Source organism: Salipiger sp. PrR002 (assembly GCF_010500775.1).
Taxonomy (GTDB): Bacteria; Pseudomonadota; Alphaproteobacteria; order Rhodobacterales; family Rhodobacteraceae; genus Salipiger.
This window is the reverse complement of sequence record NZ_JAAGOU010000005.1, coordinates 74,940-94,768: the sequence shown is the minus strand read 5'-3', so window position 1 is coordinate 94,768 and position 19,829 is coordinate 74,940. Positions and strand designations below refer to the sequence as shown.

At 65.6% G+C, this 19,829-nt stretch carries 17 protein-coding genes; 11 read left to right on the top strand and 6 right to left on the bottom strand.

Going from position 1 to position 19,829, the window contains the following annotated elements; translation table 11 throughout:
• Positions 1-80 precede the first annotated feature (80 nt).
• The 7 genes from G0A00_RS06955 to cobA all read left to right on the top strand — a co-directional run bounded on the left by G0A00_RS06955 (position 81) and on the right by cobA (position 10,627).
• Positions 81-1,442, top strand: coding sequence for a CmpA/NrtA family ABC transporter substrate-binding protein (locus G0A00_RS06955; protein ID WP_164179975.1), 1,362 nt, complete (start codon positions 81-83; stop codon positions 1,440-1,442).
• Between the two features lie 141 nt (positions 1,443-1,583).
• Positions 1,584-2,666, top strand: a complete 1,083-nt coding sequence (locus G0A00_RS06950) for an ABC transporter permease (protein WP_164179973.1) — start codon at positions 1,584-1,586, stop codon at positions 2,664-2,666.
• 43 nt (positions 2,667-2,709) lie between these two features.
• The gene (locus G0A00_RS06945) at positions 2,710-4,392 is read left to right on the top strand and encodes an ABC transporter ATP-binding protein (RefSeq protein ID WP_164179971.1); all 1,683 of its coding nucleotides are present in this window, start codon (positions 2,710-2,712) and stop codon (positions 4,390-4,392) included.
• 5 nt (positions 4,393-4,397) lie between these two features.
• Positions 4,398-6,833: a nitrite reductase large subunit NirB gene (gene nirB / locus G0A00_RS06940; protein ID WP_164179970.1), complete on the top strand. Its 2,436-nt coding sequence runs from the start codon at positions 4,398-4,400 to the stop codon at positions 6,831-6,833.
• Positions 6,830-7,162 carry a nitrite reductase small subunit NirD gene (gene nirD, locus G0A00_RS06935; RefSeq protein WP_066103660.1) on the top strand — a complete coding sequence of 111 codons (333 nt, stop codon included), beginning with the start codon at positions 6,830-6,832 and terminating at the stop codon, positions 7,160-7,162. The genes nirB and nirD overlap by 4 nt, the downstream gene beginning before the upstream one ends.
• Positions 7,162-9,813: a nitrate reductase gene (locus G0A00_RS06930; RefSeq protein WP_164180196.1), complete on the top strand. Its 2,652-nt coding sequence runs from the start codon at positions 7,162-7,164 to the stop codon at positions 9,811-9,813. The genes nirD and G0A00_RS06930 overlap by 1 nt, the downstream gene beginning before the upstream one ends.
• A gap of 10 nt (positions 9,814-9,823) precedes the next feature.
• On the top strand, positions 9,824-10,627 hold the full coding sequence (cobA, locus tag G0A00_RS06925) for a uroporphyrinogen-III C-methyltransferase (RefSeq protein ID WP_164179968.1): 804 nt from the start codon (positions 9,824-9,826) through the stop codon (positions 10,625-10,627).
• A gap of 50 nt (positions 10,628-10,677) precedes the next feature.
• Here the strand turns inward: cobA and G0A00_RS06920 are convergent, their stop codons facing one another.
• From G0A00_RS06920 to G0A00_RS06900, 5 genes are all read right to left on the bottom strand, one after another.
• Entirely contained in the window at positions 10,678-11,316 is a 639-nt protein-coding gene (locus G0A00_RS06920; protein WP_164179966.1) for an aspartate/glutamate racemase family protein, read from the bottom strand.
• Positions 11,316-12,155, bottom strand: coding sequence for an ABC transporter permease (locus G0A00_RS06915; RefSeq protein WP_066103652.1), 840 nt, complete (start codon positions 12,153-12,155; stop codon positions 11,316-11,318). The genes G0A00_RS06920 and G0A00_RS06915 overlap by 1 nt, the downstream gene beginning before the upstream one ends.
• Positions 12,156-12,158: 3 nt before the next feature.
• Positions 12,159-13,022 carry an ABC transporter permease gene (locus G0A00_RS06910; RefSeq protein ID WP_066103650.1) on the bottom strand — a complete coding sequence of 288 codons (864 nt, stop codon included), beginning with the start codon at positions 13,020-13,022 and terminating at the stop codon, positions 12,159-12,161.
• Positions 13,023-13,138: 116 nt separating this feature from the next.
• Positions 13,139-14,404 (bottom strand): PotD/PotF family extracellular solute-binding protein, encoded by a 1,266-nt coding sequence (locus G0A00_RS06905; protein WP_164179963.1) that lies wholly within the window; start codon positions 14,402-14,404, stop codon positions 13,139-13,141.
• Positions 14,405-14,470: 66 nt separating this feature from the next.
• Complete coding sequence (locus tag G0A00_RS06900; RefSeq protein WP_066103646.1) at positions 14,471-15,454, bottom strand: ABC transporter ATP-binding protein; 984 nt, start codon at positions 15,452-15,454, stop codon at positions 14,471-14,473.
• A 263-nt stretch (positions 15,455-15,717) separates the two neighbouring features.
• Between G0A00_RS06900 and G0A00_RS06895 the strand changes: the two genes are divergently transcribed.
• From G0A00_RS06895 to G0A00_RS06880, 4 genes are read left to right on the top strand one after another with little or no spacing between them, the layout of a single operon-like run.
• On the top strand, positions 15,718-16,431 hold the full coding sequence (locus tag G0A00_RS06895) for a GntR family transcriptional regulator (protein ID WP_083191191.1): 714 nt from the start codon (positions 15,718-15,720) through the stop codon (positions 16,429-16,431).
• A complete protein-coding gene (locus tag G0A00_RS06890) occupies positions 16,428-17,255 on the top strand; it encodes a GNAT family N-acetyltransferase (RefSeq protein ID WP_235952957.1) in 828 nt (275 codons plus the stop codon). The genes G0A00_RS06895 and G0A00_RS06890 overlap by 4 nt, the downstream gene beginning before the upstream one ends.
• A 40-nt stretch (positions 17,256-17,295) precedes the next feature.
• Positions 17,296-17,973 (top strand): SDR family NAD(P)-dependent oxidoreductase, encoded by a 678-nt coding sequence (locus G0A00_RS06885; protein ID WP_164179961.1) that lies wholly within the window; start codon positions 17,296-17,298, stop codon positions 17,971-17,973.
• A complete protein-coding gene (locus G0A00_RS06880; RefSeq protein WP_368667674.1) occupies positions 17,970-19,496 on the top strand; it encodes a cryptochrome/photolyase family protein in 1,527 nt (508 codons plus the stop codon). The genes G0A00_RS06885 and G0A00_RS06880 overlap by 4 nt, the downstream gene beginning before the upstream one ends.
• Before the next feature lie 115 nt (positions 19,497-19,611).
• Here the strand turns inward: G0A00_RS06880 and G0A00_RS06875 are convergent, their stop codons facing one another.
• On the bottom strand, positions 19,612-19,827 hold the full coding sequence (locus G0A00_RS06875) for a DUF2945 domain-containing protein (protein ID WP_164179956.1): 216 nt from the start codon (positions 19,825-19,827) through the stop codon (positions 19,612-19,614).
• Between the last annotated feature and the right edge of the window lie 2 nt (positions 19,828-19,829).

Sequence of the window (19,829 nt, the reverse complement as noted above, 5' to 3'; positions counted from 1 at the left end):
TCACGGTGTGTCAGCGGCTTTTCTGCATTTGGTCCGGGCGCCTCCTCGCACCGGACCTCCAACAAGGGACGGAACGACGAATGAAAAAGCTTCTTATCGCTCTCGCCACCTCGACCGCGCTTATCTCGCCGGCGCTGGCGCAAGACCTCGAAAAAGACGAGCTGACCTTCGGCTTTATCAAGCTGACCGACATGGCGCCGCTCGCGGTGGCTTATGAGCAGGGCTATTTCCTGGACGAGGGCCTCTTTGTGACGCTCGAAGCGCAGGCCAACTGGAAAGTTCTGCTCGACGGTGTGATCGGCGGCCAGCTCGACGGCGCCCACATGCTGGCAGGTCAGCCGCTCGCCGCCACCATCGGCTACGGCACCGAAGCGCATATCATCACCCCCTTCTCGATGGACCTGAACGGCAACGGCATCACCGTCAGCAACGAAGTCTGGGAGATGATGAAGCCGAACATCCCGGAAAACGCCGACGGGCTTCCGCAGCACCCGATCAGCGCCGAGGCTTTGGTGCCGGTCGTCGAGAAGTTCAACTCCGAGGGCAAGCCCTTCAACATGGGCATGGTTTTCCCCGTTTCGACCCACAACTACGAGCTGCGCTACTGGCTCGCCGCGGGCGGCCTGAACCCGGGCTACTACAGCCCCGAGAACATCTCGGGCCAGATCAGCGCCGACGTGATGCTCTCGGTCACTCCGCCGCCGCAGATGCCCGCCACCCTCGAGGCCGGCACCATCTCGGGCTATTGCGTGGGTGAGCCGTGGAACCAGCAGGCTGTGTTCAAAGGCATCGGCGTGCCCGTGGTCACCGATTACGAGCTGTGGAAGAACAACCCCGAGAAGGTCTTTGGCATCACCGCCGAGTTCGCCGAGGAAAACCCGAACACCACCAAGGCCGTGGTCAAGGCGCTGATCCGTGCCGCCATGTGGCTCGACGAGAACGACAACGCCAACCGCATGGAAGCGGTCGAGATGCTGTCGCAGCCGGAATACGTGGGCGCCGACGCCGAGGTGATCGCCAACTCGATGACCGGCACCTTCGAGTATGAAAAAGGCGACGTGCGCGACGTTCCCGACTTCAACGTCTTCTTCCGCCACAATGCCACCTACCCGTTCTACTCCGACGCCGTCTGGTATCTGACCCAGATGCGCCGCTGGGGCCAGATCGCCGAAGCCAAGTCCGACAGCTGGTACGACGAGGTCGCCAAGTCGGTCTACAAGCCCGAGATCTACCTCGAAGCCGCCCGCGCGCTGGTCGACGAAGGCCTCGCCAATGAAGCCGACTTCCCGTGGGACAGCGACGGCTACAAGGCACCGACCCCGGCCGAGGACATCATCGACGGCATCGCCTACGACGGCAAAGCTCCGAACGCCTACCTCGACAGCCTGCCGATCGGCCTGAAAGGCGACCAGAAGGTCATCGGCAACGAAGTTCAGGGCTGACCTCTTCAGCCTCACCTGAGGCCGGGCGGCGCTCCCTCTGACGCCCGGCCACTTTCCTGGCAGATACCCAGACCCTCACCTCTTCCTCCTCCCGATGCGCGCCCCTCCCGCCCGCGCCATCCAGATCAAGGACCGGACATCATGACCACCGTCGATCCCGATTTCGCCCGAGACGCCGAACGCGAGGCTCGCCGGGCGCGTCTGTTCACCCGCATCAACAAGGCCGATGCATGGTTCAAGGTCCTCGGCCTTGCCTGGATCACGCCGCTGCTCAAGGCCGCCGCTGGCGACAACCCCAAGGCCCAGATGAAGGATGTCTGGCGTCTGCTTGGTGTTCCGCTGGTCGCCATCGCCGCCTTCCTCGTGCTCTGGGGCACGCTGGCGCCGCAGGTGCAGACCTCGCTCGGCGCGGTCCCCGGCCCGGCGCAGGTCTGGAGCGAGGCGGTCAACCTGCACGCCGATGCGCAGGCCAAGGCGGCCAAGCAAGCCAAATTCGAAGCCATGGTCGACAAGCGCAACGAAAAGCTGATTGCCGCGGGCAAGGCGGATCAGGTCAAGGAGGTCGCCTATACCGGCGCGCCGAGCTACTACCAGCAGATCTGGACCTCGATCAAAACCGTCTTCTTCGGCTTCCTGATCGCCTCCGCCGTGGCCATTCCGCTGGGCATCTGCGCGGGCCTCTCGCCCACCGCCAATGCCGCGATCAACCCGCTGGTGCAGATCTTCAAGCCGGTCTCGCCGCTGGCATGGCTGCCGATCGTCACCATGGTCGTCTCGGCAGCCTATGCCACCAACGACGGCATGTTCTCGAAATCCTTCCTGATCTCGGCGATCACCGTGACGCTCTGCTCGCTCTGGCCGACGCTGATCAACACCGCGCTTGGCGTGGCCTCGATCGACAAGGATCTGGTGAACGTCTCGAAGGTGCTCAAGATGAACACCTACACCAAGATCACCAAGCTGGTGCTGCCCTCGGCCCTGCCGCTGATCTTCACCGGTCTGCGCCTGTCGCTCGGTGTGGGCTGGATGGTGCTGATCGCCGCCGAGATGCTCGCCCAGAACCCCGGCCTTGGAAAGTTCGTCTGGGATGAGTTCCAGAACGGCTCGTCCTCCTCGCTGGCCAAGATCATGGTCGCGGTCTTCACCATCGGCATCATCGGCTTCCTGCTGGACCGCGTGATGTATGCCCTGCAGTCCCTCTTCACCTTCTCGAACAACCGCTGAGCGGCGCTCAAGCAAGCGAAGCCAAAGCGCGAAAGGAAATGCGATGAGCATCCTAGAGTTCCAGAACGTCTCGAAAAGCTTCGGCGAGGGCACGCAAGCGACCCATGTGCTGAAGGACATCAACCTCTCGGTGGAAGAAGGCGAGTTCCTCGTGATCCTCGGCTTCTCCGGCACCGGCAAGACCACGCTGATCAACCTGATGGCCGGGCTCGAAAAGCCCACGAAGGGCCGCGTCACCTTCAAAGGGTTCGACATCGAGGGCCCCGGCCCTGAGCGCGGCGTGATCTTCCAGAACTACTCGCTGATGCCGTGGCTGACGGTCGAGGGCAACGTGCGCCTCGCGCTCGACGCGGTCTTCCCCGAGATGACCAAGAACGAAAAGACCCGCAAAACCCGCCACTACATCAAGATGGTCGGCCTGAGCCACGCCATCCACCGCCGCCCGGCGGAACTGTCGGGGGGCATGCGCCAGCGGGTCAACGTCGCCCGTGCGCTCGCCATGTCGCCCGAGGTGCTGCTGCTCGACGAGCCGCTGTCGGCGCTCGACGCGCTGACCCGCGCCAACCTCGCCGACGAGATCGAGGCGATCTGGGAGCAGGACAAGAAAACCTGCGTGCTGATCACCAATGACGTCGACGAGGCGATCACCCTCGCCGACCGGATCATCGCGCTGAACCCCGATGGCACGCTCGGCGCAGAGTTCCGCGTCGACATCCCCCGCCCGCGCGAGCGCAGCGAGATGAACCACCACGAGGGGTTCAAGAAACTGCGCGCCGAGGTCACCGGCTACCTCATGGACGTCGGCATCAAAGGCAAGGTCGAAGGTTCGCGCATCCTGCCCAACGTCACCCCGATCCACGCCGTGCCGCTGGCCGTGCAGCAGGCGCAGGAAGGGCTGATCGAAGAGCGCTTCCTCGACTTCTCGCAGCTCCACAAAATCTACCCCACGCCGAAGGGTCCGCTCACGGTGGTCGAGGACTTCAACCTCAAGATCAACCGCGGCGAGTTCATCTCGCTGATCGGCCACTCGGGCTGCGGCAAATCCACCGTGCTGACCATGGCGGCAGGGCTCAACGGCATCTCCAAGGGCGCGATCAAGCTTGATGGCCGCCACGTCGAGGGTGCCGATCCCGAGCGCGCCGTGGTGTTCCAGTCGCCGAACCTCTTCCCGTGGCTCACCGCCCGCGAGAACTGCGCCATCGGGGTCGACAAGGTCTACCCCAAGGCCAGCCAAGCCGAGCGTCAGGACGTGGTGGAATATTACCTCGAGCGGGTCGGCCTTGCCGATGCCATGGACCGCGGCGCCGCCGATATGTCCAACGGCATGAAGCAGCGCGTCGGCATCGCCCGCGCCTTCGCCCTCTCGCCCAAGCTGCTGTTGCTCGACGAGCCCTTCGGCATGCTCGACAGCCTCACCCGCTGGGAGCTTCAGGAGGTGCTGATGGAGGTCTGGTCCCGCACCAAGGTCACCGCGATCTGCGTCACCCATGACGTCGACGAGGCGATCCTTCTGGCCGACCGCGTTGTGATGATGACCAACGGCCCGCAGGCCACCATCGGCAAGATCACCGATGTGAACCTGCCCCGCCCGCGCACCCGCAAGGCGCTGCTCGAGCATCCCGATTATTACGCCTACCGCCAAGAGGTGCTCGATTTCCTCGAAGAGTACGAGCACGGCGCCAAGCCCAAACCCAAAGCCGCCCCCGCGGCGATTGCAGCGGAGTGACCGAGATGGCGAAGAAACTCATCGTGATCGGTGCCGGCATGGCCTCTGGCCGCATGCTGGAACACCTGACCGACGCCAGCCCCGAAGCCTATGACATCACCCTCTTCAACGCCGAGCCGCGCGGCAACTACAACCGCCTAATGCTGTCGCCGGTGCTGGCGGGCGAGAAGACCTACGAAGAGATCGTCACCCATGACGCCGCTTGGTACGAAGAGCGCGGCGTGACCTGCCGCTTCGGCGAAAAGGTCGTGGCGATCGACACCGAGAAGAAGGTCGTGACCGGCGAAAAGGGCGCCCTGCCCTACGACAAGCTGGTCATCGCCACCGGCTCGAACCCGTTCATCATCCCGCTTCCGGGTCACGATCTGGAGGGGGTGATCCCCTACCGCGATCTCGAGGACACGGAGGCGATGATGGCCCTCGGCGCAGGCAAGCGCGCGGTGGTCATCGGCGGCGGTCTTCTGGGGCTGGAAGCCGCCGCCGGCATGGCCGCACGCGGCACCGAGGTCGACGTGGTGCACATCATGGGCCACCTGATGGAGCGTCAGCTGGACGAGGCGGCGGGCTATCTGCTGCGCAAGTCGCTGGTCGACAAGGGCATCCGCATCCACTGCAAGGCCAACTCCAAACAGATCCTCGCCGATGACAACGGCCACGTCCGCGCCCTGCAACTCGACGACGGCACCGAACTCCCGTGCGATCTGCTGGTCATGGCGGTGGGCATCCGCCCCAGCACCGCGCTTGGCAAGGAAGCGGGTCTCGAGGTGAACCGCGGCATCGTCGTCGATGATCACATGGTCACCTCGAACCCCGATGTTCTGGCGCTCGGCGAATGCGTCGAGCACGCCAGAGCGATCTTCGGCCTCGTCGCGCCGCTCTACGATCAGGCCAAGGTGCTGGCCAAGACCCTGCTCGGCGAGGAGGCCCGCTTCGTGCAGAAGGAGGTCGCCACCAAGCTCAAGGTCACCGGCTGCGATCTCTTCTCGGCGGGCGATTTTGCCGAAGGCGAGGGCCGCGAGGACATCGTCTTCCGCGACCCGGCGCGCGGCGTCTACAAGCGCCTGATCCTCGAAGGGAACCGCCTGATCGGCGCGGTCATGTATGGCGACACCGCCGACGGCGCGTGGTTCCACGGGCTCATCAAGGACGGTGAGTGCGTCGAGGAGATGCGCGAGACCCTGATCTTCGGACCGGCCTACCAAGGGGGGGCCGCTGCGGACCCTATGGCGGCCGTTGCAGCCTTACCGCGTGACGCGGAGATCTGCGGCTGTAACGGCGTCTGCAAGGGACAGATCGAAGACGCAATCAATGCCGGTGCCGGAGACCTCGGCGCGGTGCGGGCCACGACCAAGGCCAGCGCCTCCTGCGGCACCTGCACCGGGCTGGTCGAGCAGATCCTTGCCGTGACGCTGGGCGATGACTTCGTCATCCCCGCCGCGCAATCGGTCTGCGGCTGTACCGACCTCAGCCATGAGGACGTGCGCCGCCTGATCAAATCGCAGGAGCTGAAAAGCCAGGACGCGGTCTGGCAGGAACTGGGCTGGACCACCCGCAACGGCTGCCATGTCTGCCGCCCGGCGGTGAACTTCTACCTGCTCGCCGACTGGCCGCTCGACTATGTGGACGACCCGCAAAGCCGCTTCGTCAACGAGCGCAACCACGCCAACATCCAGAAAGATGGCACCTATTCGGTGATGCCCCGCATGTGGGGCGGCATGACCACGCCGCAGGAACTGATGGCAATCGCGCAGGCAGCCGAGAAATACGGCGCCACCGTGAAAGTCACCGGCGGCCAGCGCATCGACCTTCTGGGCGTGAAAAAGGAAGACCTGCCCGCCATCTGGCACGATCTGAACGAGGCTGGCATGGTCTCGGGCCACGCCTACACCAAAGGTCTGCGCACGGTGAAAACCTGCGTCGGTTCCGAATGGTGCCGCTTCGGCACGCAGGACAGCACCGGGCTCGGCATCGCGCTCGAGCGGCGGCTCTGGGGATCGTGGACGCCGCATAAGGTCAAGCTCGGCGTCTCGGGCTGCCCGCGCAACTGCGCCGAGGCCACATGCAAGGATGTGGGTATCGTCTGCGTCGACAGCGGCTTCCAGATCGGCGTCGCCGGGGCCGCGGGCATGGACGTGAAAGAGACCGAGCGTCTGGTCGACGTGCCCACCGAGGAAGAGGCGATCGAATGGACCGTCGCCTTCGTGCAGCTCTACCGCGAGCACGCCAAATACCTCGACCGGCCCTACAAATGGGTCGCCAAGGTCGGGCTCGACTGGGTGAAAGAGACCCTCGCCGACGCCGCCGAACGGCAGGCGCTGGTCGAGCGTTTCGATCTCTCCCAGTCGGTTTACCAAAAGGACCCATGGGCCGAGCGGGCCAAGCCGGAGGTGGCACGCCGCTTCCACCCGCTCGCCGATCTCACGCTGGAGGCTGCGGAATGAGCTGGATCGACATCGGACATATCGACGACGTTCCCCTGCGCGGGGCGCGGCTGGTGAAAACCCCCGTGGGCTGCGTGGCGATCTTCCGCACCGCCGAGGCCGAGGTCTTTGCCGCCTCCAACAGCTGCCCGCATAAGGCCGGGCCGCTGTCCGAGGGCATCGTGCACGGCCAGAAGGTCACCTGTCCGCTGCACAACTGGGTGTTCGATCTGAACACCGGCGAGGCGCAGGGTGCCGACGAGGGCCGCATCGCCACCTATCCGGTGCGCCTCGAAGGTGAGCGCATCCTGCTCGATGGCGTCGCCGTCGGAAAGAGGAGTGCCGCGTGATGGACGGAACGGGCCTGCCTGAGATTCGCTCGACCTGCGCCTATTGCGGCGTTGGCTGCGGCGTGCTGCTGCGCCCTGACGGGGCGGGCGGGCTCGATGTGCGCGGCGATCCCGCGCACCCTGCAAACAAGGGGCGCCTCTGCTCCAAGGGCTCGCAGCTGGGCGAGACGCTGGGCCTCGAGGGGAGATTGCTCTCGCCTCGTGTCAACGGGATCGAGACGGGTTGGGACGCCGCGCTCGATCTCGTTGCCCTGCGTTTTCGCGAAACCATCGCCGAGCACGGGCCGGACAGCGTGGCCTTCTACGTCTCGGGGCAGCTGCTGACCGAGGATTACTACGTCGCCAACAAGCTGATGAAAGGCTACATCGGCTCGGCCAATATCGACACCAACTCGCGGCTCTGCATGGCCTCGACCGTGGCGGGGCACAAGCGCGCCTTCGGCACCGACACCGTGCCCGGCACCTATGAGGATCTCGAAGAGGCCGATCTGGTGGTTCTGGTGGGCAGCAACCTCGCATGGTGCCACCCGGTCCTGTATCAGCGTGTCGTTGCCGCCAAAAAGGCCCGCCCGACCCTGAAGGTCGTGGTCGTCGATCCGCGCCGCACCGCCACCTGCGACATCGCCGATCTGCACCTGCCGCTGAAGGCCGGGACCGATGTGGCGCTGTTCAACGGGCTGCTGACTGAGATCGCCGTGCAGGGGGCGGCGGATGAGGCCTTCATGGCGCATGTCGAGGGCTTCGATGCCACGCTCGAGAGCGCCTCGGACGATGATCCCGCGCGCACCGGCCTCGACGCCGCGACGCTGCGCAAGTTCTACGATCTGTTTGTGCGGACCGAAAAAGTCGTCACCGTCTTCAGCCAGGGCGTGAACCAATCCTCCTCGGGCACCGATAAGGTAAACTCCATCCTCAACTGCCACCTCGCCACCGGGCGCATCGGGCAGCCGGGCATGGGGCCGCTTTCGGTCACCGGCCAGCCCAACGCCATGGGCGGGCGCGAGGTGGGCGGTCTGGCCAATATGCTGGCCTGCCATCTCGATATCGAGAATGTTTCCCATCGCTCGGCGGTGCGTGAGTTCTGGTCCTCGCCGACAATCCCCGAGACGCCCGGCCTCAAGGCTGTCGATCTGTTCCAAGCCGTGGGCGAGGGCAAGATCAAGGCGCTGTGGGTAATTCACACCAATCCCGCCGTGACCATGCCCGACGCCGACCGCGTGCGCGATGCCATCAAAGACTGCCCTTTCGTGGTGGTCAGCGACATCACCGCCGCCACCGACACCGCGCGGCTTGCGCATGTGCTATTGCCCGCCGCCGCCTGGGGCGAGAAGGAAGGCACCGTCACCAATTCCGACCGCACCATCTCGCGCCAGCGCGCCGCCCTGCCCGCGCCCGGTGAGGCGAAGCCTGACTGGGAAATCCTCTCGGAAGTGGGAAAGCGCATGGGCTGGCTGCAGGGGTTCGATTACGCCTCCCCCGCCGAGATCTTTCGCGAATACGCCGCGCTTTCGGGGATCGCGGGCGGCTTTGGCAAGGATTTCGACATCTCCGGCCACGCCGGTCTCACCGATGGCGAGTATCTCGCGCTGGCGCCGTTCCGCTGGCCTTTCGCCGGGACGCGCAAGGGCGGGCGGTTCTTCGGCAGCGGCGCTTTTTACACCGAAAGTGGCCGCGCCCGCATGGTGCCGGTGAAGTGGAAGGACTTCGCCAATAAGACCGCGCCGCGCTTCCCCTTCCGCTTCAACACCGGGCGTATCCGCGACCAGTGGCACACGATGACCCGCACCGGCCGCTCGCCGCGCCTGTCTGCGCATCTGGCCGAGCCGTTCGTGGAAATCCACCCGTCCGACGCCGCCGCATTGGCCATCACCCCCGCAAGCCTCGTGCGGGTCACCTCGCCCAAAGGCACCGCCTTGCTGCGCGCCTTGGTCACCGACAAGGTGCACAAGGGTGAAGTCTTCGCCCCTATGCATTGGACCGGCGAGACCGCGCCCGCCGCCCGCATCGACGCCCTCGTGCCCCCCGTCACCGACCCGATCTCGGGCCAGCCCGAGAGCAAGGGCGCTGTGGTCGGGCTCGCGCCCTTCGAGGCGCGCTGGTACGGCTTTGCCGTCTCCTGCACCGAAATGGCGCCCGATAGCGACTACTGGGCGCTGGCGCGCACCCGCAGTGGCTGGCAGGTGGAGATGGCGGGCAGCACCGTCCCCGCCGATTGGGAAGCCGAGGCGCGCCGCCTGTTCGATCTGCCCCGCGCCGAGGCGCAGGTGGTTCACGATCCGCGCCGTGGCAGCGTCCGCATCGCCTTCCATTCCGAGGGCCGGCTGCTGGCCGCACTCTTCGTCTCGCCCGAGCCGGTGGTGGTGATGCGCAGCCATGTGGCGTCGCTGCCCGGAGAAGAGGCGCCCCATGTGCTCACCGGCCGCGCGCCCGCGGATCAGCCCGATTCGGGCCCGGTGGTCTGCGCCTGTTTCAACGTTGGGGTGAACACCATCCTCAGCGCCATCGAAACGCAGGGCCTGATGAACGTCGACGCCATTGGCGCGGCCCTGCAGGCCGGCACCAACTGCGGCTCTTGCCGCCCCGAACTGGCCGCGCTTCTGGCCCGCGCCAAATCCCCCGCGCCCGAAGTCTCTCCCGAAGCCGCAGAATGAGGATCCCGAGATGAGCGTTCTTCCCAGCTTTCCGATCGCCGCGCCGCACGAAATGCCGGCCAAGGGCTCCATTGCGCTGGTCGGTGCCGGACCGGGTGCGGCGGACCTGCTGACCCTGCGCGCCGCCGCGCGGCTGCGCACGGCGGATGTGATCTTTTACGACCGGCTGGTCGATCCCGAGGTGCTGGCCATGGCAGGACCGACGACGGAACTGGTCTTCGTCGGCAAGGAGGTCGGCGCGCATTCCTGGCCGCAGGAGCAGATCAACGCGGTGATCGTCGCCGCCGCCCTGCGCGGGCAAAAGGTGGTGCGGCTGAAGTCCGGCGATCCGGGTATCTTTGGGCGCGCCGCTGAAGAACTGGAGGCGGCAAGGATGCACGGCATCGAGGTCGAGATCGTGCCCGGCGTCACCGCCGCCATGGCCGCCGCCGCCCATGCGGGCATGCCGCTGACGACGCGCGGCGAAACCGACGCGCTGGTGCTGGCCACCGGCCATGCGCGCGAGGGCGACCCCATGCCCGACTGCGCGCGTCACGCCAAGCCCGGCGTCACGCTGGCGCTCTACATGGCGGTCGGCCAGTCGGCGCGGATCACCACCTCGCTGCTCCAGACCGGGATGCCCGAGGATGCGCCGCTGACCATCGCGGTCGAAGTGTCCAAACCCGGCGAGCGGATGATCACCGGGCGGCTCGTGGACCTTCCGGCGCTGCTCGTGCAGCACAAGGTGAAGGGCTGCGCGGCGATCATCGCAAGCTGGCCGAAGATGGCGAAACCCGGCGTGGCGCTGGACGCGACGGCGAAAGCCCTCGCTTAAGCCCTGCCTCGCGACGGTCGCCGGGCAAGCGCCTGGCGGCCCAATCCCGCTTAGAGCGCCGTGATCAGCCGCGCCGCGCTTTCCACCCCGTCGAGGATCGGCTTGTCGAAGCGGCCCCGCAGATGCGCCGTCAGCTTGGCCATGCCCGCGCAGCCGAGGATCACGCAGTCCACGCCGTCGCCGGCCATCGCGCGGGCAGTCTCCACCGCCACCGCCTCGGTGGCCTTGTCCGGGTCTTCTTCGAGCGCCAGCACCGGCACGTCCGAGGCGCGGACCTTGCCCATGAGATGCTCGAACCCGTAGCCGATGATGTTGCCTTCGATGATCGGCACCGAGATCGGCAGCGTGGTGACCACGGAAAAGCTCCAGCCGCGCAGCGCGGCGATATGATAGGCCGCCTGACCGATCCCGATCACCGGCACCTCCGAGCGCGCCTGCGCGTCCTCCAGCGCGGTGTCGTCGAAACAGGCGATGATGATGCCCTCGAACCCCTCGGCATTGGCCTTGTCGATCAGCTCCAGCAGCGACGGCGCGGCTTTCAGACCGTCCTCATGCCCCTGAATGGCGGGCGGGCCGCCCGCGTTGGTCCAGCCCTCCAGCGTCACCCCCGGCACCGCGGCGCGGGCGACCTCCAGCATGCCCTCGGTCATCGCGGCGGTGCTGTTGGGGTTGATGATCACATAGGCCATCAGACCATTCCCTTACCGGCGTCGGACCCCTGCTTGGCGCGGCGCTTGTTCATCGACCAGACGGTCAGCAGGAACACCCCGATGATCACCAGCGAAAAGGCGGTGGTCAGCGTGCCCAAGGCAAAGATCACCGGCGTGGTGACATTGGTGGTCATGCCGTAAATTTCGAGCGGCAGCGTGTTGTAGCTGCCCGCGGTCAGCAGGGTGCGGGCGAACTCGTCGTAGCTGAGGGTAAAGCCAAACAGCGCGACGCCGATCAGCGAGGGTGCGATGATCGGCAACACCACATGCTGCAGGGTCTGCCAGTTGGTCGCGCCCTGATCGCGGGCCGCCTCTTCGAAGGATTTGTCGAAGCGGTTGAACACGGCGAACATGATCAGCAGGCCGAAGGGCAGCGTCCATGTCAGCTGCGAGCCGAAGCCCGAGCTGGCCCAGTGGATCGGCAGGCCAAGCTGGCTGAAGATCAGCCCGACGCCCAGCGACACGAGGATCGACGGGATCACCAGCGAGGTGATCACCAGATAGAACAGCACCGCGTTGCCCGCGAAACGCTTGCGGAACGCCAGACCGCCCGCCACCGAGACCACCACCGTCGTGACCATCACCAGCAGGCCAAGCGCGAAGCTGCGGCGGAAACTGCCCCAGATGTCGCCCACCGCCTGCTGCTCGAAGAGATCGAAGAACCAGTGCAGCGAGACGCCGCGCATCGGGAAGGTGAGGCCGCCCTGCGGCCCCTGAAAGCTCAGGATCGCGATGGTGAAGGTCGGCCCGTAGAGGAACAGCAGGAACAGCACGAAGAAGGCGCCGAGCACGTAGAAGGAGCGGGGACGGGATTCCATGGATCAGAGCTCCTTGCGGATGTCGACGAAGCGCAGAAGGATGCCGATGACCATCAGCACGGTGATCAGCAGCACCACCGCCGTGGCCGAGGCCGAGGGATATTGCAGCAGCGCGATGTCGTTCTGGATGAGGCGGCCGACGTTGGCCGATTGCGAGCCTGACATGAAGCGCACCGTAACGAAGTCGCCCATCACCAATGTGACAACGAAGATCGTGCCGATCATGATGCCCGGCTTGCACAGCGGGATGATCACGTTGGTCAGCGTCTGGAAGCCCGAAGCGCCGCCGTCATAGGCCGCTTCGATCAGCGATTTGTCGATGCGCATCATGGTGTTGAAGATCGGCACCACCATGAACAGCGTGTAAAGATGCACGAAGGCGAGGATCACCGAGAAATCCGAATAGAGCAGCCATTCCAGCGGCTCGTCGGTGATGCCCGCCGAGATCAGCGCCGAGTTGGCCAGCCCGTTGCGCCCCAGAAAGGGGATCCACGAGATCATCCGAATGATGTTCGAGGTCCAGAACGGGATGGTGCACAGCAGGAAGAGCGCGATCTGCCACGTCTGCGTGCGCACATGGAAGGCGAGAAAATAGGCCACCGTAAAGCCGATCAGCAAGGTGCAGGCCCAGACGATCAGCGCGTATTTGATCGTGTTGCCGAACACCCGGTAGGTCACCGGCGAGCCAAAAAGGAAATCGTAGTTTTCCCAGCTGAACGCCGGGATGATCGAAAACTCCGTCGCTTTCCAGAAGCTCACCACGACGATCATCGCGATGGGCAGCACGAGGAAGAAGATCAGCACGAGAGTCAGGGGCGAGGCCAGCAGCCAGCCGGTCAGATGTCGGTTGTTTTCGCCAGCGCGCATGCGGCCTCCGGTCTTTGTGTGGTGCGGCGCACCGCATCAGGGTGCCGCGCCCCGGGCACATCCGGGGCGCGGCGATCTCGGTCAGGACCAAGGTGATAAGGTCAGACCCGAGAGGATCAGGCTGCGATGAACTCGTTCCACTTGCGGACCATGTACTGGTTCTCGTCCATGACGGCGTTCCAGCAGGCCACCGAGCCCATGCGCTCTTCGAACGAGCCGCCGTCGCGGACTTCACCGGCCTGCGCCATGGCGTCGCCGAACGGGTTGGTGATGGTGTCGGTGGCTTCCTTGCCCTCGAACCAATAGCCCCACTCGTTTTCGGACATGAAGTTCTTGGAGGTTTCCGGAACCGCCGAGTAATAGCCCTGACGCATCAGGAAGCCGCCGACCCAGCCGTCGAGGTACCAGTTGATGTACTCATAGGCCGCATCCAGCTCGAGGCCCGAGAGGTTCTTCGACAGCCCGATGCCGCCGCCCCACGAACGGTAGCCTTCCTTCAGCGGCTGGTAGACGCAGTCGATGCCGCGCGATTTCACCGCAGTGATGGCGGGCGACCACATGGACTGGATCACCACCTCGCCCGAGGCCATCAGGTTGACGCTCTCGTCGAAGGTCTTCCAGAAGGCGCGGAACTGACCGGCGCGCTTGGCTTCGGTGAAGATCGCCATGGTCTTGTCGATCTCTTCGCGGGTCATGTTGCCCTTGTCGCCATAGGCGATCTCGCCCATCGCTTCGCAAACCATGGCGGCGTCCATGATGCCGATCGACGAGATGTCGAGGATCGACGCCTTGCCCTTGAACTCGGGGTTCAGCAGCTCGGCCCAGGTCTCGATCGGACGGCCGATCAGGTCGGGGCGGATGCCCAGCGTGTCGGCGTTGTAGATCGTCGGGATGAGGGTCATCCAGTTGGTCTGCTGGTCGGCGAAGGTGGTGCCATCGGGACCGTCGGTGAAGCCCACGGTGTGCGGCGCGGTGCCCTGCGCGATGGTCGACTCGGGCGTCAGCTTGCCGTCTTTGAAGATGCCGACGATCTTGTCGTAGTTCTTGATCTTGCTGACATCCATGGCCTGCAGGTTGCCGGTCGGCCAGACCTTCTTACAGATCCAGTATTCGATGTCGGCGATGTCGAAGCTGCCCGGCTGGGTGGCGGCGCGCTGGGTGACGGCGTCGGAGTCGAGCGCGGTCATCTCGAGCGTGAAGCCGAGGTCTTCCTTCACCTTCTGCGCCACCTCGTTGAGGTTCGACACGCCGGTGCCGAACTGGCGCAAGGTGACGTCCTTGATGTTCTGGGCCCAGATCATCGGCGCCGGGAAGGCGGTTGCCGCACCGGCAGCGGCAGCGCCTTTCAGAAGGCCGCGGCGGCTGAGTTTCTTCGTCGTCATGTCCTAACTCCCTGTGTTGGACTTGTCTTGACCGGACCTTTTCGGCCCTTGTTCACCCCGGCCCCTTCAGGCCGAAAGCGGATGCAGCGCCTGGTCGTCCCAGACCAGGCCCACCCCGTCGCCGGGGGATTTCGGATCAGAGAAGAATTGCTCTTCGGGCACCCAGGCGGTGACGTCCTGATCGCCCGCGGCAAGCACGGTGACCGCCACATGCGCCCCCTGAAACTCTACCGAGGTGACGCGGCCATCCAGCTTGGCGCCCTGCTGCGGCGCGATGCGCGTCAGGTCGTTGCGGATGGCAAAATGGCCTTGCGGCAGCGCCAGCACATTGTGCCCGCCCATGAACCGCGCGACAAACTCGGTCTTGGGGCTGTTGAACACCTCGCGGGCCGGGCCCGCCTGCTCGATCACCGCGTTGTTCATCACCACGATCTCATCGGCCAGCGCCAGCGCCTCGTCCTGCCCGTGGGTGACATGCACGAAGGTGATGCCAAGCTCGCGCTGCAGGCGCTTGAGCTCGGCGCGCATGCGAATGCGCAGGAACGGATCGAGCGCCGAAAGCGGCTCGTCGAGCAGCAGGATCTGCGGCTCGGTGATCAGCGCGCGGGCCAGCGCCACGCGCTGCTGCTGCCCCCCCGAAAGCTGCGACGGCAGGCGCTCGGCAAACTGGGTCATGTCGACCAGCGCGAGCATCTCCATCGCCTTCTTGCGGCGGGTGGCAGCGTCGGTGCCCTTCATCTTGAGGCTGAAGGCGACATTGTCCGCCACCGAAAGATGCGGGAACAGCGCGTAGCTCTGGAACATCATCGCCGTGCCGCGCTTGGCCGGGGGAAGATGCGAGATGTCGCTGCCGCCCAGCACGATCGCGCCGTCGCTGACCGTCTCATGCCCGGCGATCATCCGCAGGGTCGAGGATTTGCCGCAGCCCGAAGGCCCCAGAAGGCAGGCATAGACGCCGGACCCGAAGTGATGGTTGATCGCGTCGACCGCGACGGTATCGCCGTAGCGCTTGGTCAGGCCGACGAGTTCGAGATCGAGTCCTTGGCGCATATGTCCCCCGTAGATCCGCGTGTGTCCGCAGCTTGAGTGCTGACCGATCCTGTCCCCGGCGCTCGTAAAAAACGAAGCGCGGGCAACGTTGCGGCAGGGCAAATTCTTCGTGACGCTGAAATTTTCACCAAAAATCCCCCTTCGTGTGCACTTTTTGATTTCAGATTGTGTACGATCTTACGAAGTTCTACATGCAATCCCCTCGTTGCTTGTGCCACCGGCACGGCTCGGAAAGATTGGTGATCCAAAGGGGAGAGGCCGCGATGACAGCGAAAGAGGCCGCGCCAGCGGGGCGCGGGAAGGGCTCCAAAGGATCGAAGGCGCGGGCCGTGGCCGACGCGCTGACCCTTGCCGTGCACGAGCACCGGCTGGCACCGGGACTGAAGCTGAACGAGGATGAGGTCGGCGAGATCTTCGGCGTGGGCCGCACGATCGTGCGCTCGGCGCTGCAGATGCTGGCCCATGACCAGCTTGTCACCATCGAGCCCAACCGCGGCGCCTTTGTTGCGGCACCATCGATTCGCGAGGCGCGCGAGGTGTTCGAGGCCCGTGCCCTGCTCGAGCCGCGCACCGCCCGCTCTGCCGCCGAGCGCATGACCCCCGAGGATGCCGCAAGGCTGCGACGTCACAACGCCGAGGAACATGCGGCGCTTGATCGCGGTGAATATGGCACTGCAGTACGGCTCTCGGGTGAGTTTCATATCGAGATCGCGCGCATCGCCGATCAGTCGACCATCGCGGATTTCATCACCCAGCTGATCGCCCGTTCGTCGCTGGTGATCGCACTCTACTGGCGCAGACCCAAGGCAATGTGCGAAACTCATGCACATGAGGCGCTGCTCACCGCTCTGGAGGAGGGCGATGGCGCCACGGCGGAGGAGCTGATGAAAGGGCACCTATTGGACCTGCTGTCCTCACTCGACCTGCGCGAGGCTCCGGCCACACCGCAAAGCCTGCGCGAGGCGCTACGGCCATGATGCTGCGCACGATGACCAAGGCCGATCTCGGCCACGCGCTCGACTGGGCGGCCAAGGAGGGCTGGAACCCGGGCCTCGAGGATCTCGATCCGTTCTACGCCGCGGACCCCGAGGGCTTTTTCTGCGCCGAGCTTGGCGGCAACATGGCCGCGGCGATCTCGGTGGTGAACCATACCGACAGCCTTGCCTTCCTCGGGCTCTATCTCTGCGCCCCGGCCTATCGCGGGCAGGGCATCGCCCATGCGCTCTGGCTGCACGCGATGAAACATGCCGGCGACCGCACCATCGGGCTCGACGGCGTGCCCGCGCAACAAGAGAACTACCGCAAGTCCGGCTTCGTGCTGGCCGGTCAGACGAAACGCTTTGCCGGGCGGCTGAGCCGCGGTCCCGGCAAGGGTGTGCAATCCGCCGCCGCCGACGAGCATGCCGCGCTGATCGCCATGGAGGCCAAGGCCTGCGGCTACGCCAAGCCCCGGTTCACCGCCGCTTGGCTGGAACCGGCGCAGACCCGTTTCACGCTGGTGCATCGCGAGGCCGGGAAACCGAACGGCTTTCTCACGCTGCGGGGCTGCCACGAGGGCTGGAAGATCGGGCCGCTCTGCGCGCCCGACCTGACGGTGGCGCAGGCGCTGCTCGAGGCCGCTGCGGCGCATACCGGCGAAGATCAGGTGATGATCGACCTGCCCGCCGAATCCGCCGCGCTGGCGGCGCATTGCCTTGCCATGGGGATGCAGCCGGTGTTCCACACCGCCCGCATGTATCGCGGTCCGGCGCCGCTTGCCGGACGCGGCCAGAACGCGGTGGGCACGCTGGAACTGGGCTGACCCGCTTGCCGATGGCCGCGCCGCCGCTATTTCGGCGCACATGACCGGAACTCAGGAACGCGCAATCGTCATAGGATCGAGCGGCGGCATCGGCAGCGCCCTTGCCGCGGCTCTGGAGACCCGTGGCACCGAGGTCACGCGGCTGTCGCGCCGCGAGCACGGGCTCGACGTCACCGACGAGGCCTCGGTCGAACGGCACCTCGGCGCGCTGGAGGGCAGCTTCGATCTGATCCTCGTCGCCACCGGCGCGCTGTGCCCCGAAGGCGCGGCCCCGGAGAAGACCCTGAAATCGCTCGACCCGGCGCAGGTGATGCAGCAAATGGCGATCAATGCGCTCGGCCCGGCGCTGGTGCTGAAACACGCCATGCGCCTGCTGCCAAGGGACCGCCGCGCGGTCTTTGCCGCGCTCTCGGCCCGCGTGGGCTCGATCGGCGACAACCGGCTGGGCGGCTGGTATTCCTACCGCGCCTCCAAGGCGGCGCTGAACCAGATGATCCGCACCGCTTCGGTGGAACTGGCGCGCACCCACAAGCAATTGGCCTGTGTCACGCTGCATCCGGGCACCGTCGCCACGCCCTTTACCGCCGAATACCTTGGCCGCCACCCCGCCGTGCCGCCCGAAGAGGCTGCGCAGAACCTGCTGTCGGTGCTGGACGGGCTCGGCCCCGAAAAGACCGGGCGCTTTTTCGACTGGGCAGGCAAGGAGGTCGCGTGGTGAGCCGTCTGGTGCTGGTCCTGGGCGACCAGCTTTCGGAAGAGTTGATTGCCCTGCGCCGCGCCGACAAGGCGACCGACGTGGTGGTCATGGCCGAGGTCGCCGCCGAGACCGACTACACCGCCCACCACCCCAAGAAGATCGCGCTGATCTTCGCCGCCATGCGCAAATTCGCCGCCCATCTGCGCAAAGAAGGCTGGGAGGTCCGCTACACCCAGCTTGACGACACCGAGAACGCAGGCTCGATCCCCGGCGAGTTGCTGCGCCGCGCCGAAGAGACGGGCGCCACCGAGGTTCTGGCCACCGAGCCGGGCGAGTGGCGGCTGATCGAGGCTTTGCGCGACACGCCGCTGGACATCACCCTGCTGGAAGACGACCGCTTTCTCGCCTCTCACGCCGAGTTCGAGGATTGGGCCAAGGGCCGCAAGGCGCTGCGGATGGAGTATTTCTACCGCGAGATGCGCCGCAAGACCGGGCTGCTGATGGACGGCGACAAGCCCGAGGGCAGCGACTGGAATTACGACAGCGAGAACCGCAAGCCGCCGCCCGACGGCATCGGCCACGGCGGTCCGATGAGCTTCACCCCCGATGAGACCGTGGAAGAGGTGCTCGATCTGGTCGAAGCGCGGTTTCCCAAGAACTTCGGCACGCTGCGCCCCTTTCATTTCGCCACCGACCGCGGGCAGGCCAAGCGCGCGCTGGCGCATTTCATCCGCCACGCGCTGCCCGAGTTCGGCGCCTATCAGGATGCCATGCTGGACGAGCATAAATACCTCAATCACGCACTGGTCTCGCCTTACATCAACATCGGGCTGCTCTCTGCGCTGGAGGTCTGCGAGGCGGCGGCGGAGGCCTATCGCGCGGGCGACGCGCCGCTCAATTCGGTTGAGGGATTCATCCGTCAGATCATCGGCTGGCGCGAATATGTGCGCGGCATCTATTTCCACGAGGGGCCTGAGTATCCGCGCCGCAACCGCCTCAACCAGCAGCGCGCGCTGCCGTCGCTTTACTGGGGCGCCGAAACCAAGATGCGCTGCCTGTCGAAAGCCGTCGAGCAGACGCGCGACGAGGCCTATGCCCATCACATTCAGCGGCTGATGGTGACCGGGAATTTCGCGCTGATCGCCGGGATCGACCCGGCGGAGGTGCACGAATGGTATCTGTCGGTCTACGCCGATGCCTTCGAATGGGTCGAAGCGCCCAACACCGTGGGCATGAGCCAATTCGCCGACGGCGGGGTGATCGCCTCGAAGCCCTATGTCTCTTCAGGCGCCTATATCGACCGCATGTCGGACTATTGCGGCCACTGCGCCTACAAGGTGAAACAAAAGACCGGCGAGGGCGCCTGCCCGTTCAACCTGCTCTATTGGCACTTTCTGACCCGGCACCGCGAGAGGTTCGAGAACAACCCTCGGATGGGCAATATGTACCGCACATGGGACCGCATGGACGAAGAAAAGCGCGAGACGGTTCTGGCCGAGGCCGAAGCGTTTTTGAAACGGCTGTCGGCTGGCGAGACGGTCTGACCGCCGTGCAGGGGAGCCCAGCGCCGCGCGGGGCGGTGAGGGCGGGATGTGCGTATTTGGAAAGAGAAGAAGATGGACGGGGGCGCGCTGGTCCGGCGCCTGCGAAGCCGCGGGGTCAGGTCTTTTCCAGCTCGCTTTCCAGCTTCAGGACGCGGCCGCCGTCGTCCTGCTCGATCAGGAAGGCCGGCGCGTCCGACGAGCCGTTGCGGGTGATCTTCTCGCCCGAGATCTGCCGGGTCACCTTGCGCTCGAAGCGCTCGGCAATCTTGCCGGTGGCGCTGCCCGCGCCCCAGTTCCACTTCACGATCTCTCCGACCTGAAAGCTGCTCATCG